Annotated in this window: 16 protein-coding genes; 14 read left to right on the forward strand and 2 right to left on the reverse strand. The window is 44.9% G+C overall.

Translation table 11 applies throughout. The annotated features are described in order from the left end of the window. Positions 1-19: 19 nt before the first annotated feature. Complete coding sequence (locus tag J4N43_RS01595; protein ID WP_005381325.1) at positions 20-2,581, reverse strand: penicillin-binding protein 1A; 2,562 nt, start codon at positions 2,579-2,581, stop codon at positions 20-22. Positions 2,582-2,725: 144 nt separating this feature from the next. On the opposite strand from J4N43_RS01595, the gene pilM reads away from it, so the two are divergent. The 14 genes from pilM to rplI all read left to right on the forward strand — a co-directional run bounded on the left by pilM (position 2,726) and on the right by rplI (position 13,923). Further along, the gene (gene pilM / locus J4N43_RS01600; protein ID WP_017821733.1) at positions 2,726-3,742 is read left to right on the forward strand and encodes a type IV pilus biogenesis protein PilM; all 1,017 of its coding nucleotides are present in this window, start codon (positions 2,726-2,728) and stop codon (positions 3,740-3,742) included. Continuing rightward, on the forward strand, positions 3,726-4,301 hold the full coding sequence (locus tag J4N43_RS01605) for a PilN domain-containing protein (RefSeq protein WP_005381323.1): 576 nt from the start codon (positions 3,726-3,728) through the stop codon (positions 4,299-4,301). Before pilM ends, J4N43_RS01605 begins: the two co-directional genes overlap by 17 nt. Then, entirely contained in the window at positions 4,294-4,887 is a 594-nt protein-coding gene (locus J4N43_RS01610) for a type IV pilus inner membrane component PilO (RefSeq protein WP_053350733.1), read from the forward strand. Before J4N43_RS01605 ends, J4N43_RS01610 begins: the two co-directional genes overlap by 8 nt. After that, entirely contained in the window at positions 4,877-5,392 is a 516-nt protein-coding gene (locus J4N43_RS01615) for a pilus assembly protein PilP (RefSeq protein ID WP_005382766.1), read from the forward strand. The genes J4N43_RS01610 and J4N43_RS01615 overlap by 11 nt, the downstream gene beginning before the upstream one ends. A gap of 25 nt (positions 5,393-5,417) precedes the next feature. Continuing rightward, positions 5,418-7,172 carry a type IV pilus secretin PilQ gene (locus J4N43_RS01620; protein ID WP_252094125.1) on the forward strand — a complete coding sequence of 585 codons (1,755 nt, stop codon included), beginning with the start codon at positions 5,418-5,420 and terminating at the stop codon, positions 7,170-7,172. 187 nt (positions 7,173-7,359) lie between these two features. Then, positions 7,360-7,878 carry a shikimate kinase AroK gene (gene aroK, locus J4N43_RS01625; protein ID WP_005381319.1) on the forward strand — a complete coding sequence of 173 codons (519 nt, stop codon included), beginning with the start codon at positions 7,360-7,362 and terminating at the stop codon, positions 7,876-7,878. 32 nt (positions 7,879-7,910) lie between these two features. Beyond that, positions 7,911-9,011: a 3-dehydroquinate synthase gene (gene aroB, locus J4N43_RS01630; RefSeq protein ID WP_005381318.1), complete on the forward strand. Its 1,101-nt coding sequence runs from the start codon at positions 7,911-7,913 to the stop codon at positions 9,009-9,011. 52 nt (positions 9,012-9,063) lie between these two features. Then, the gene (locus J4N43_RS01635) at positions 9,064-10,575 is read left to right on the forward strand and encodes an SPOR domain-containing protein (protein WP_025768079.1); all 1,512 of its coding nucleotides are present in this window, start codon (positions 9,064-9,066) and stop codon (positions 10,573-10,575) included. Positions 10,576-10,644: 69 nt separating this feature from the next. Beyond that, entirely contained in the window at positions 10,645-11,484 is an 840-nt protein-coding gene (locus J4N43_RS01640; RefSeq protein ID WP_005382762.1) for a Dam family site-specific DNA-(adenine-N6)-methyltransferase, read from the forward strand. A 92-nt stretch (positions 11,485-11,576) separates the two neighbouring features. Beyond that, positions 11,577-12,248, forward strand: a complete 672-nt coding sequence (rpe, locus tag J4N43_RS01645; RefSeq protein WP_005381300.1) for a ribulose-phosphate 3-epimerase — start codon at positions 11,577-11,579, stop codon at positions 12,246-12,248. A 244-nt stretch (positions 12,249-12,492) separates the two neighbouring features. Next, entirely contained in the window at positions 12,493-12,882 is a 390-nt protein-coding gene (gene rpsF / locus J4N43_RS01650; protein ID WP_005381299.1) for a 30S ribosomal protein S6, read from the forward strand. 8 nt (positions 12,883-12,890) lie between these two features. Further along, the gene (gene priB / locus J4N43_RS01655; protein WP_005381298.1) at positions 12,891-13,193 is read left to right on the forward strand and encodes a primosomal replication protein N; all 303 of its coding nucleotides are present in this window, start codon (positions 12,891-12,893) and stop codon (positions 13,191-13,193) included. Positions 13,194-13,209: 16 nt separating this feature from the next. After that, the gene (gene rpsR, locus J4N43_RS01660; protein ID WP_000090472.1) at positions 13,210-13,437 is read left to right on the forward strand and encodes a 30S ribosomal protein S18; all 228 of its coding nucleotides are present in this window, start codon (positions 13,210-13,212) and stop codon (positions 13,435-13,437) included. Between the two features lie 33 nt (positions 13,438-13,470). Continuing rightward, entirely contained in the window at positions 13,471-13,923 is a 453-nt protein-coding gene (rplI, locus tag J4N43_RS01665) for a 50S ribosomal protein L9 (protein ID WP_005382760.1), read from the forward strand. Positions 13,924-13,999: 76 nt separating this feature from the next. On the opposite strand, the gene J4N43_RS01670 is transcribed toward rplI, so the two are convergent. Beyond that, positions 14,000-14,764, reverse strand: a complete 765-nt coding sequence (locus J4N43_RS01670; RefSeq protein WP_005381276.1) for a DUF481 domain-containing protein — start codon at positions 14,762-14,764, stop codon at positions 14,000-14,002. Positions 14,765-14,845 lie beyond the last annotated feature (81 nt).

Raw genomic sequence — 14,845 nt, forward strand, 5'->3', positions numbered from 1 at the left:
TCCCTTGTGCTTTTGTGATTTAGAACAGTTCTTCTGCGCCAGAGCCTGAAGAATAAATACTATCTTCTAAACGGTCGCCAGCGTATTCGGTAGGCTCCGTGCCTTTTTCAAAGTATTCGAACATTGATGTGCTATCTACCTTGTGAGTTAGCATACCGCTGTTGCGATCAATACGAACTCGAATAATATCCTCTGGAATATTTTTACCTTGCTCCGGCGTCCCTTCTAGCGCAACACGCATGAAGTCAATCCAAGCAGGCTCTGCGGTTTTCGCACCCGACTCGGCACCAGAAATTTGGCCTTGCCCTAGGTTGCTGTTAACAGTGGTGCGGCCAAGTGCACGTGAGTGATCATCAAAGCCAACCCAAGCTATCGCAACGACACCAGGTCCATAGCCATTGTACCAAGCATCCTTGGAATCATTCGTTGTACCCGTTTTACCCCCGATATCACGACGACCAAGTTTTTGCGCGCGCCAGCCTGTACCATTCCAACCTGTGCCTTCACGCCAGTTACCGCCACCCCAAATGTTGCTGTACATCATCTCACGCATTAAGAATGCATTCTGTTCAGAGATAACTTGCGGTGCATATTGAGGTTCATCATTTTCAAGGGCATTGTCTGTTGCTAGGCCATCAATTGCGACGTCTTGTTCGCCAAATTCATCAGCGTAGCGATTTTCTGGCTGCTCGCTCATTTGCGGGCAATCCTTATGACAAACACTCTTTGGATTGGCTTTAAACAGTACTTCACCGAATGCATCTTCCACGCGTTCTACATAGAATGGTTCAACGTAATAACCACCGTTCGCAAACACAGAGTAACCTTGTGCCACTTTCATTGGTGTTAAGCTGCCAGCTCCGAGTGCGATGGTCTCAGAGCGTGGTACTTGGTTAATATCAAAACCGAAACGAGTAAGGTACTGACGTGTCTCCTCGAGGCCAACTTCACGGAGTGTACGCACTGCCATGACGTTTTTTGATTGAGCTAAGCCGAGGCGAAGACGCGTTGGACCACCATAAGTCGGTGGTGAGTTTTTTGGTCGCCAAGCTGAACCAGAACCTGCATCCCACTTGTTGATCGGCGCATCGTTAATCAAAGTGGCTAGAGTCAGCCCTTTGTCAATTGCTGCCGAGTAGATGAAAGGCTTGATACTTGAACCAACCTGACGCACTGACATGGTTGCACGGTTAAACTTGCTGTGAACAAAGTTGAAACCACCAACCAGCGACAATATCGCGCCATTTTCTGGGTTCATCGCAACAAACGCGGTGTTTGCTGTCGGCACTTGGCTCAGTTTCCAGCTCAGTGTTGTGTTGTCATCTTCATCGGTTTCACTTACTTCGCGAACCCAAACTTGTTGACCTGTCGCTAGCACATCATGCGCTGACTTTGGTGTTGAGCCTTGGCGGTTATCAGTAATGTACTTACGCGCCCAGTGCATTCCAGTCCAAGGGATGGTTTGCTCTTCATGGTTCTTAACCCATACTTGTGCCGTCTTATCATCGACTTTCGTCACAACCGCAGGGTAAAGGTCACCATAAGTTGGCTGTTTCTTCAGGTGCTTTTCTATTTGCTCATTGTCCCAGGCCGCTTCCCCTTCTTTCCAAAGCACACTTTCTGCACCACGGTAGCCATGACGTTCATCGTATGACAAGAGGTTATTTACCGCAGACGTATTTGCAGCATCTTGCAGTTTAGAATCCACAGTCATGTAGATATTCAAGCCAGAGGTATAAGCTTCTTCTTCACCGTATTCTTTTACTGCCCATGCACGAGCCAACTCTGCTACGTAAGGTGCGGAAAGCTCAATCTCAGCGCTATGATAACGCGCCACGATAGGTTCATTGCGTGCTTCGTCATACTGCTCTTGTGTAATGTATTTCTCATCAAGCATTCGCATTAATACAACGTTACGGCGTTTTGTTGCGCGCTCAAGAGAGTAAATTGGGTTCATGGTTGATGGCGCTTTTGGCATACCAGCGAGTGTTGCAATCTCACTTAACGTCAATTCATCAAGGCTCTTACCAAAATACACTTGAGCGGCAGCACCAAAGCCATATGAGCGGTAACCAAGGAAGATTTTATTGACATAAAGCTCCATGATTTCTTGCTTACTTAAAAGCTGCTCAATATGGATAGCAATAAAAATCTCTTTAATCTTACGCATGATCTTCTTCTCATTAGATAAGAAGAAGTTACGAGCTAGCTGTTGCGTAATCGTACTTGCACCCTGTTTAGCCGAGCCTGAAACCGCAACAACAACCGCTGCACGAGTGATGCCGATAGGGTCGATACCAGGATGCTCATAGAAACGACTATCTTCGGTTGCGATGAGCGCGTGAATTAAGTCTTGAGGAATTTCGTCATAAGTAACAGGAATACGACGCTTTTCACCGAACTGTGCGATCAGCTTCCCGTCTTGACTAAACACCTTCATAGGTGTTTGTAATTCAACGTCTTTTAGAGTTGCAACATCTGGCAATTCAGGCTTCACGTACTGATAGAAGCCAAATATTGTGGTGACTCCAAGAATTATGCAAATCAATGTTAAAAATAATAAACGCTTTATGAACTTCACCGGAGAATCCCTGATTGGTTGAGGCTGTGTAACGGCAAACCCTTGTACTCTTAGGTCAAAAATTTAGCACATAAGAGATATTAACTCTTATTTGGATGCTAATAACAACCTTTGCACGAAGAAATTTCGGAGCGAGAGTAAGAGATGGATAAGCTAATCGTTACCGGCATCGATATAGGCCATAACAGCCTCAAAGCCGTAGTACTTAAACCCACAGGCAACAATTACGCTCTGTTGGGTTACAAAGAAATATTACTAAAGGAAGGTATTGTCGCTGAAAATAACACCATAAATCATCAAGAAATTGTAAAGACCCTCAAGCAGATAAAAAAAGAACTGCCTTTTGGTGCTAAAAAAGTTGCGATCTCAGTTCCTGATAACTCGGTAATTAGCAAGAAACTGCAAATAGAACAAAATCTTGAAGAGAGTGAAGTTGAGTTTGCAGTGATACAAGCCTTTTCTCATCAATCGCCATTCCCTGTCGAAGAGCTGAGTTTAGACTTCGTTCGTCTTCGCGCTGAGGGCGGGCAGAGTGGCAGTGATAGCTATCAAGTGTTTGCGACAAGAAAAGATGTGGTAGAAGGCCGAGTCGATGCATTACAAAAGTCCGGACTAAAACCTGTTTTAGTGGACGTGCATTCGCAAAGCCTTGGTCATATCTGGAAGCTCACCGCCGATCGCTTTCCTGACAAAAACAAATACTGCTTACTCGATATTGGCACCTTATCGAGCTCCTTCACCATGTTTACCGAACAAGGTGAACTGTTTCACAAAGAGTTTGCTTACGGCACACGCGGAGCAAACAGCGCTTCTCCAGTCGATTTTCTGTCCGATGATGCTCAGGAGAAAACAGAGCTGTTTAACCGTCAAATCATAGAGCGAGTAAAGCGCCAGATGCAGCTCTATACCTCAATCAATGGCTCACAAAACATCAAGGGTATCTGGTTATCAGGGGAAGGGGCCTCCACTCCCATGCTCGCAGAGGAGTTGTCTCAACAATTGTCGTTAGAGTGTGAATTGCTAAATCCGCTAGGGCTATTTGAGATGAAGGTGTCTAAGCGTAAGCGTCGTGCTGTGGATTGGCAGCATTTCTCAACAGCAGCCGGACTTGCCGTTCGTGGCATTCATTGGCTAGGAGGCGCCCGTGCTTTATCGCATTAATTTACTTCCTTGGCGAGAGAATCAAAGAGAAGAGCACCGACGTCGTTTCATCAGTTTGGTCGCATTAGGCATGTTGGTCGCTGTTGGCATCCAGTGGGGTATTGGAAAGTTTTTTGAGTACCAACAAGATCAACAACAGGAGCGGCTCGATTACCTCACTCACTACATTGCCGAACTCGACCAGCGTATTGAAGCAATGAAAATTGCAGAGCAAGAGCACAGCAAAATCCTCGAACGTCTAAAGGTCGTTGAAGGTTTACAAAACGGACGAAACAAAACGACCGAGTTCATGAACTTAATGCCTGCCGTTATCCCTGAAGGTGTATATGTTGACAAGATCAAAATGAATGATCTGGAAATTGAGATCTCTGGGATCTCAGATAGCACTCCAAAACTTGCCACGATGCTGGACAACATGGAGCGCTCGGCCAAGTTGAACGACGTAGAAATGCATTCCATCGTTCACGGCAAAGCCCGTTTTGGGAAAGAGTTTCAAACATTCAAAGTGTCTTTCATGTTCAAAGTAACGGAGAAGAAATTGGAGGCTCAACGTGGTTGATTGGCAGGATCTCGAAATCGATGAAATGGCCGAGTGGCCATTGTTGCCCCAAATTGTGGTAATCGCGCTTCTGATCATGGTGATTCAAGGCTTAGGTTATTGGTTTTACCTTAAACCGAAAGAAGAACAGTTGAATCACTTGATCCAGCAGGAGCAGACACTCAAGGTGGCATTGAAGATCAAAGCGAACAAAGTGGCAGCGTTGCCTCAGCTTCAATCTCAATTGGATGAACTTACCACTCGTTACGAGTTATTACTGCAGCAACTGCCTGCGCAAAAAGAGCTGGCTACAATGCTCGCTTCAGTGAATGAGCTTGGCATCGACAATAAGCTGACTTTCACCCGAATCGACTGGGGCGAAAAACAATCAGAGCACTTCCTTTATCGTCTCCCTTTAAACATTGAGTTAACGGGCGACTTTCATGACATCGGCCATTTTTCTCAGGCGATAGCGACGCTACCTCGAATCATCACGTTTAAAGATGTGACTTGGCAACGTGTCAGTCAAGAGAGCGAAACCCTGCACTTTCGGGTGCGTGCTAATACCTATCAGTTTAAGCCGGAGGAGACGAAAAATGACAAGTAAGTCTTTGTTGCTGGTACTGATGGGTTCTCTATTGATGGGCTGCCAGGCGAATGATGAATCATTGACGGATTTTATTCGAGGAGTGGAAACACAGGCGCGTCGAGAGGTCGAGAAGCTTAAGCCCGCAGACAAGTATGTTGCAGTCACGTACGCACCGGAAGTACAGCGTGCACCCTTTGAATTACCCAAAGAAGCCACCATCGCGACTCAGCCAGTTGCAAGAAAAGATTGTTGGCAACCGCCCTCAAGAAGGCGAACTGGCAAATTAGAAAAATTCCCATTAAGCCAATTACGTTTGAAAGGTGTCATGGGCATGGATAACACGGTTTCTGGCCTCGTTCAGGCTCCCAATGGCACCGTCTATAAAGTTAAGCCGGGTCAATACCTCGGACGCAATAATGGCAAAGTGACCCATGTCAGCCACTCCTATTTGTTGATTAATGAAACGTTGCCCGACGGCTTAGGATGTTGGCAAAAACGTAAAGTTAAGTTGGCTTTGAGATAGCCCCATTTATTTTTGATATTGAGTAATGAAAATGAGACAAGGATTAACACGTACACCAAGGATACTTACTGGGCTCTTCTCCTTATGGTTGTTTGTATTTTTAGCCCCTTTAGCGGCAGCTGAAGAAGTTTCGTCCAATGCCCTAAAAAGTATCGACTTTCGAACTAATAAAGATAAAGACGCCGTGATTGTCGTCGAATTGGCGTCACCGGCCGCGATTGTAGATATCAAGCGTGTACAGGAAGGGTTAAGTATCGATTTGCTTAACACTTCAGTAAAAGACGAGCAATTGTATCTCCTAGACGTGAAAGATTTTTCGACTGTGGTTGAGAGCGTAGAAGTGTTTCGCGACACCTCGACGACGCGCTTGGTTGCGCACATCAATGAAGAATACATGCATGATTACCGTTTAACGGGGCGTTTTTTGGAAATCAAAGTAGCGAAGATCAAACCCAATGAGAAAGCCTCAGATAAAAGCATTTTAGAAAGAGAAGGTAAGCTTATTTCGATTAACTTCCAAGATATTCCTGTGCGAAACGTCTTGCAGCTTATTGCTGATTACAACCAATTCAATTTGGTTGTCTCCGACTCTGTAGAAGGCAACCTCACGCTTCGTCTTGATGGTGTCCCTTGGCAGCAAGTGCTGGATATTATTTTGCAAGTTAAGGGGTTAGATAAGCGTGTTGATGGCAACGTGATTTTAGTTGCTCCGACTGATGAGCTGGACTTGCGTGAGAAGCAGCAGTTAGAAAAACAAAAACTTACGGAAGAAATGGGAGAGCTTTCATCTGAAATCATCAAAGTTAATTTTGCTAAAGCATCAGACATTGCGGAGATGATCAATGGTGAAGGAAATATCAGCATGCTGTCAGAGCGCGGCAGTATGACCATTGATGAGCGAACTAACTCGTTATTGATTAGAGAGTTACCTGAAAACATCGAGGTGATTCGAGAAATTATTGAGTCTTTGGATATTCCAGTTAAACAGGTTCAAATTGAGGCGCGTATTGTGACCATCAATGAAGGTAACATGGACGAGTTAGGGATTCGTTGGGGTTTTACGTCTATTAATGGCAGTAATACAGTGGGTGGTTCTATTGAGAACAACCTCGCCACGATCGGTCTCTATAATGGAGAAGGGGGTGGTGACGGTGGTGACGGTGGTGACGGTGATGGAGTAGGGATCGATGACTTCCTAAATGTAAACTTAGCTGCAACCAGCCCGAATGCGACCAGCATTGCTTTTCAGGTCGCAAAGTTAGGTTCAGACACCTTGTTGGATCTTGAGCTTTCTGCGCTGCAACAAGAGTCTAAAGCTGAGATTATCTCGAGCCCACGTTTGATCACTACCAATAAGAAACCTGCCTATATCGAACAAGGTACAGAGATTCCTTACCTAGAGTCATCATCAAGTGGTGCAACGACGGTGACGTTCAAAAAGGCGGTATTAAGTTTGAAGGTAACCCCGCAAATCACACCGGATAACCGCTTAGTATTGGATTTAAGTGTCACGCAAGATAGACCAGGACAAGTCGTGAAGACAGGCACTGGTGAAGCTGTTGCGATTGATACTCAACGTATCGGGACGCAAGTGTTAGTGAATAACGGTGAAACGGTCGTTCTTGGTGGTATTTTTCAGCACAGCATTACTAACTCGGTGGACAAAGTGCCTTTGTTGGGCGACCTGCCGCTATTAGGTGCTCTTTTTCGTCGAAGTTATGAGAATGTTGGCAAAAGTGAGCTGTTAATTTTCGTCACGCCTAAGGTGGTGATTCAGTAGTTCTGTCTCGGGAAAAACTGATTAAATCAAAAATAAAGTTGCAATAGTGGCACCATGCTTGGATAATTTCGGGTCTTATCACGAATTATCTGTGAGGAACTGGTGCCACAAGCCTTGTAGAACAGCAGTTTAGCTGTGTTTTCTTGTGGCGATCTTATTGAATCAATGTTGTAAATTACTGCTAAACATGGCTGAGAAACGTAATATTTTCCTTGTTGGCCCAATGGGCGCCGGCAAAAGTACAATTGGTAGACATCTAGCACAGCAACTGCATATGGAGTTTGTTGACTCCGATACAGTGATCGAAGAACGCACTGGTGCAGACATCTCTTGGGTTTTTGATGTAGAAGGTGAAGAAGGCTTCCGCAAGCGTGAAGAAGCGGTACTTGAAGACCTAACACAAGAGCAAGGCATCGTGCTTGCGACTGGCGGTGGCTCTGTTAAGAGCAAAGAAAACCGCAATCGTCTTTCGGCACGTGGTGTTGTTGTTTACTTAGAAACGACGATTGAAAAGCAACTTGCGCGTACAAACCGCGACAAGAAGCGTCCTTTACTTCAAACGGATAACCCTCGCGAAGTACTGGAGCAATTAGCTGAAGAACGTAATCCTTTATATGAAGAAGTAGCGGATTACACTGTTCGCACTGACGATCAAAGTGCAAAAGTGGTAGCCAACCAGATCGTAAAAATGCTAGAAGAGAGATAAGTCTTTATCTTTTTTTTAATTGGAGCAAACCGATGGAACGGATTACGGTCAACCTAGCTGAGCGTAGCTACCCAATCTCTATTGGCGCCGGGTTATTTGAGGACCCGGCGTACCTCTCTCAAGTTCTCTCAAACAAAAATGCAAAACAAAAAGTTGTTGTGATCAGTAATGTCACAGTGGCGCCTTTGTATGCAGACAAAATTTTAAAGCAACTCGAGCAGCTCGGTTGTAGTGCATCCTTGTTAGAATTGCCTGATGGTGAACAGTACAAAAACTTGGATGTATTTAATCAAGTAATGAACTTCTTACTGGAAGGGAGTTATGCTCGTGATGTTGTGATCATCGCGTTAGGTGGTGGTGTTATTGGCGACCTTGTGGGTTTTGCGTCTGCCTGTTACCAGCGTGGGGTCGACTTTATTCAAATACCGACCACATTACTATCCCAAGTGGACTCTTCGGTTGGTGGAAAAACCGCGGTTAACCATCCGTTGGGTAAGAACATGATAGGTGCGTTTTACCAACCTAAAGCCGTGATCATTGATACGAACTGCCTGTCGACGTTGCCTGAACGTGAGTTCGCTGCGGGTATCGCCGAAGTCATTAAGTACGGCATTATTTACGATGCAGATTTTTTTGTATGGTTAGAAGACAATCTTGAGCGCTTGTATGCGTTGGATGAAGAAGCACTAACTTATGCGATCGCACGTTGCTGTGAAATAAAAGCGGAAGTGGTGGCTCAGGATGAGAAAGAATCGGGCATCCGTGCTTTGCTTAACTTAGGTCACACCTTTGGTCATGCGATTGAAGCGGAACTTGGCTATGGCAATTGGCTGCATGGTGAAGCGGTATCTTCCGGCACTGTTATGGCGGCCAAAACGTCGCATCTACGCGGTCTGATCTCGGAAGAGCAATTTGAGCGTATTGTTGCGATTTTGCGTCGTGCAAAACTGCCTGTGCATACTCCAGACAGTATGAATTTCGATGACTTCATCAAGCACATGATGCGAGATAAGAAAGTCCTCTCTGGTCAATTACGATTGGTTTTGCCTACAGGCATTGGCACTGCCGAGGTAATTGCTGATACGACGCAAGACGTACTCAAACAGGCGATAGACTTCGGTCGCGATATTTAACCTTGTAATGGCGCCTTTGGGCGTCATTCTTGTAGTGTATTAAGGTTATTAGATGAGTGTTGCTCACGTACTGGAATTAGATTCTCAAATCGAGTTGCTTGATAGATTAGGTCTACTGACTAACTTTGGTTCCAATCTCATTGCGATTAATGGTCATGATGGGTACGGGAAATCTTGGCTAGCGCAGCGATACCTTGAAGTGGGTGCCAGTAACAAGAATCAATGTTTGTTACTTTGTCATTCTAATCAAGACGATGTGCAGCATCGCGTCCTTATTTTGAGTCAACTGGTTTCAGACGCATTGTTTAATCAGCAAGAGCCTTTACTTGATAGCCTTGAAAGGCTTTTAGGTGATGAGCCGTGTGACATTGCAATTGTTGTAGATGATGCGCATTTATTGAGTGAGACACTTATCTCTGAGCTTTGGATGCTGGTCTTAGAGGCGCACCATAAGCCAAATTGGACCATCAATATCCTACTGTTTACACAGTCTGGACGTTTAGAAGGTTTGCTAGCACGTCTCAGTTATGGACAAGAGATAAAGCCTGTTGAGCTTGATATTGATATGTTGTCCGAAGTGGAAGCTCGTCGTTTCTTTGAGTCACTTGTTGCGCGCTACGTCGATGATGAGTCTGAGAAACGGGTTCGAGATGCATTTAAAAAAGTCGACCCAGTACCGGGTGACATCATGGCGTTAGGAGAGATGAAAGTGGAAAAAAGGATCATTATCCGCTCGATTGTCGGTTCACCCCTGAATATTGCGTTGGTGGTATTAGTATTACTGTTGCTTGCTGCTGGTGGCTATTGGTGGATGCTTAGTCAACCAAGTCCTGATGATAAAGCGCAGCAAATTGCTGGCAGTTTAGAGCAAACGGCTATTCCAACTTTTGAAGAGTCAGGAATCAGTGCAGCGCAGTCTTCACTGATTCCTGTAACCGATGGCTCTAGCAGTCTTGATAAGTCTGGTGCGGTTGATGATTCTGATTCATTACCGCCAGCAGTGACAGAAGAAGTAGCGAGCGTAGGCAGTGATGACAATCAACAAAGAGTGGTGATTGAGTCGAATGTGGTCGATGCATTGCTTGAAGGTAAAGCTGATTCAGCAGACACAAAAGCGATTGATGATGTCGTAGGTACTGAGAAGACAGAAACCGCCGATGAAACTAGCTCCCCTTTGATTAAAGTCGTAAAACCGAATCAAGATATGACGCAAGCACCTGCTCAGTCAGAAGAGGGTGAGGCAAACCAACCTGTTGTGAAATTTTCATTTGCTCGTGAAGAACTAAAAGCGCTATCGCCAAGAGCTTATACTTTACAACTCGCGGCTATGACCTCAATGGAAGATGTACAATCCTTTCTCAATGAGCATCAACTGAATAATCAAGTGCGAATTTATCCTACCGTTCGTAATGACACCGAGTGGTATATCATCACATATCAAGATTATCCGACAATTCAAATGGCTCGTGATGCCGTCGCAAGCTTGCCAGATTCGGTTAAGTCGGTGAGTCCTTGGGCAAAATCACTCCGTCAGGTTCACCGTGAAATTGAACGAGTGAAATAAACCTGAGCTTCCCTGAAAAATATGTTACATTCCGCAGCCTTAATTTTTGGTCGATAGATAGAGCAGTAGATGAAAAAGCAACGAGCCTTTCTTAAATGGGCAGGAGGAAAATACGGACTGGTTGAAGACATCCAACGTCATTTGCCGCCGGCTCGAAAGCTAGTTGAACCTTTTGTTGGTGCGGGCTCAGTGTTTCTGAATACCGATTATGACCATTATCTACTTGCAGATATCAATCCAGATTTGATCAATCTGTACAACCTGCTGAAAGAACGCCCTGAAGAGTATATCTCTGAAGCGAAGCGTTGGTTTGTCGCTGAGAACAACCGCAAAGAAGCCTACCTACACATTCGCGCTGAGTTTAATAAAACCGATGACGTGATGTACCGCTCTTTAGCGTTTTTGTATATGAACCGCTTTGGTTTTAATGGCCTATGCCGTTACAACAAAAAAGGTGGCTTCAATGTACCGTTTGGCTCTTACAAAAAGCCGTATTTCCCTGAGGCGGAATTGGAGTTTTTTGCAGAAAAAGCCAAAAAAGCTACGTTTGTTTGTGAAGGTTATCCTGAAACATTTCGTCGTGCGCGCAAAGGGAGCGTCGTGTATTGCGATCCACCTTATGCGCCGCTTTCAAATACGGCAAATTTCACCTCATACGCAGGTAATGGTTTCACGTTGGACGACCAAGCTGCATTAGCCGACATTGCTGAAAGAACAGCGACTGAACGTGGCATTCCTGTGTTGATTTCTAACCACGACACTACCTTGACACGTCGGTTGTATCACGGTGCGGATCTTAATGTGGTTAAAGTAAAGCGTACCATTAGCCGTAATGGTAACGGTCGTAATAAAGTTGATGAGCTACTTGCGCTTTTTCATGCGCCAGACATGGATAAATCAAGCTCTTAATTCTCACACTATTATATCTAAATAGTGGATCTCCCCACTGGCTTCGGTAGAATTGCGCGCAGATTGTTTGCTCATTACTACTGAGGTCAGGTATGAAAGATTTTCTTATTGCTCCATCCATTTTATCGGCAGATTTTGCTCGTCTCGGTGAAGATGTAGAAAAAGTACTCGCAGCGGGTGCGGATGTGGTGCATTTCGACGTTATGGATAACCACTATGTACCAAACCTGACTTTTGGTGCGCCTGTGTGTAAAGCACTACGCGATTATGGCATCACAGCGCCAATCGATGTTCACCTAATGGTGAAACCCGTTGACCGTATTATTCCTGATTTCGCAAAAGCGGGTGCGTCGATGATTACGTTCCATGTAGAAGCTTCTGATCATGTAGACCGTACACTGCAGTTAATTAAAGAGCACGGCTGTCAGGCTGGTGTGGTACTAAACCCAGCAACGCCACTTGCAAGTCTTGAATTTATTATGGATAAAGTCGACATGATTCTACTGATGTCGGTAAACCCTGGTTTTGGTGGTCAATCATTCATTCCTCATACACTAGATAAACTGCGTGCCGTTCGTAAGATGATTGACGAGTCTGGTCGTGATATCCGCTTAGAAATCGATGGCGGTGTGAAGGTTGACAACATTCGTGAAATTGCAGAAGCGGGCGCAGACATGTTTGTTGCAGGCTCGGCGATTTTCGGTGAGCCAGATTACAAACAAGTGATCGATCAAATGCGCGCTGAACTGGCTGAAGTTAAATAAGCACCGATAAGCCAGCGCAATAACACGCTGATTTTAAAGGCTGCCAGCTTGTTGGCAGCCTTTGTGTTTTCTAGTATTAGAAGAAATTAAATATCCACTGCGCTGAGCAAATAATCACTTGCCTATTTTACGCCCTTTCTGTACTATTCGTGCTCCTTAAACTCAGTCAATTATCTTTAGTTCCTTGCTTCCTCTGGACGACTGAGCCATTTGTGGAAGCTGAATAATCCGTAAGGAGCAACCAATGCGTCATTACGAAATCGTATTCATGGTGCACCCAGATCAAAGCGAGCAAGTTGCTGGCATGATCGAGCGTTACACTGGTTCAATCACTGAAGCTGGCGGTAAAATCCACCGTCTAGAAGACTGGGGCCGTCGTCAACTGGCTTACCCAATCAACAAGCTTCACAAAGCTCACTACGTTCTTATGAACGTTGAAGCTGACCAAGCTGTAATTGATGAGCTAGAAACTGCTTTCCGTTTCAACGATGCAGTTCTACGTAACATGATCATGCGTACTAAAGCAGCGATCACTGAGCAATCTATCATGCTTAAGCAAAAAGAAGAGCGTGCTCCACGTCGTGAAGAGCGTTCTGAAGCTAAGCCTGAAGCTAAGTCAGAAGCTGCTGAGTAAGTTTTCTTATGGCCAATCGAATGGAGCTGAGCGGCACCATTGCCAAACCGCCCATTCGTAGTAAAAGCCCTGGTGGCATTGAACACTGTCGGTTTTGGCTGGAGCATCGCTCTACTATTATCGAAGCTGACTTACCTCGACAAGTTTATTGTCGTATGCCGGTAGTCGTCAGCGGGCTTGGGTCACAAGCACTAACTCAGAATTTAGTTCAAGGCAGTAACATTAAGGTAAGTGGTTTTGTCACTTATCAAACCGGCCGAAATGGCGTGGGAAAATTAGTGTTACACGCCGACAACATTACTCAAATTTAAGATCAGGAGATAGCCCATGGCTCGTTTCTTCCGTCGTCGTAAATTCTGCCGTTTCACTGCAGAAGGCGTACAAGAGATTGATTACAAAGACGTAGCAACTCTTAAAAACTACATCACTGAAGCTGGTAAAATCGTACCTAGCCGTATCACTGGTACAAGCGCTAAGTACCAGCGTCAACTAGCACGTGCTATCAAGCGTTCACGCTACCTAGCTCTACTACCGTACACTGACAAGCATCAGTAATCGGTTCATTTTATTAAGAAAGAGGATTAAGCAATGCAAGTTATTCTACTTGATAAAATTGGTAACCTAGGTGGTCTTGGCGATACTGCAAACGTTAAATCTGGCTACGCTCGTAACTTCCTTATCCCACAAGGTAAAGCAGTTATGGCAACTAAAGCTAACGTTGAAATGTTTGAAGCTCGTCGTGCTGAACTAGAAGCTAAAGTTGCTGAGCAACTAGCTGCTGCAGAAGCTCGCGCAGAGAAAGTTAACGCTCTAGAAGCGGTAGTTATCGCTTCTAAAGCTGGTGACGAAGGCAAACTATTCGGTTCTATCGGTACTCGTGACATCGCTGACGCTATCACAGCTGCAGGCGTTGAAGTTGCTAAGAGCGAAGTTCGCCTTCCTGAAGGTGCTCTACGTAACACTGGTGAGTTCGAGATCAGCGTTCAACTTCACTCTGAAGTTTTCGCGACAGTTAACCTACAAGTTGTTGCTGCTGAGTAATTCAGTATCAAGACGAAATACTAAAAAGCACCTCCTTGGAGGTGCTTTTTTATTTCTAAAACTGAGAGAAAAAGGGTTAAAAAGCGAAAAGTAAATTAACGGAAAATACGCTGTCCGCTTTGCTTAAGCCTTCAGGCACTTTATCGTGATACTGACGAGAGTGCGCCAGTTTCAGTGCAATATCTTCAGTAATATCATTGGTTACACTGAGTTCACTATCAGTACGTGTGTTACTTCTACCTGTTACCAACGTAATATCAGCTGCGAAACTTAAATTATCCAACGCATGCCAAGTTGTGTTGATATTTCCTCGAAAAATGCCTTCTCTAACGATATCGGGAAAGACAATATCGTCATCATCTATTTCGTCTAAGTTTGGCTCTTGATAGCGAAAACCAGGGCCTACCTCTACCTCTAAAATGAAGTTCTCAGTGTAGGAGAACTGGTAACCCAAACCACCTGACAACGTATAGTCTTTAAAATAAGCACTGTAGCGAGAATCCACCCCTTTAAAGCTGCCATACAAATATGTCTTAGGGCCTAACTTGTAGTCACTCTGTAGGGAGTAGGTGGATGAGCGTTTGTCTTCTTCACCGTCTTTGTACAAGTTGTAGTACTTCCATTCACCATTAGAACGGTGTCGACCTGACGTATATTCAGCACTCAAACGAGCATTCAGGGAACGAGAGTCCGTGTTACCTGTGTGAGCTTGATAGCCGAACTCCACCTCGGTTTTTAGTGGGTCGGGTACATCAATATTTTGCTCTGGCTGTACTGATTCGTCAGCATACGATGCACTAGCGCACAGTAGGCTAAAGCTAAGTAACCAGTATCGGGACACATCAACCTCGAACGTAATCAAAAAGGAGGGGCATGATACTGATACAGATATTTGGTTGGGTCAATGGTAGGTTAATTTTTA

The sequence above is a fragment of the Vibrio sp. SCSIO 43009 genome (assembly GCF_023716525.1).
Taxonomy (GTDB): Bacteria; Pseudomonadota; Gammaproteobacteria; order Enterobacterales; family Vibrionaceae; genus Vibrio; species Vibrio alginolyticus.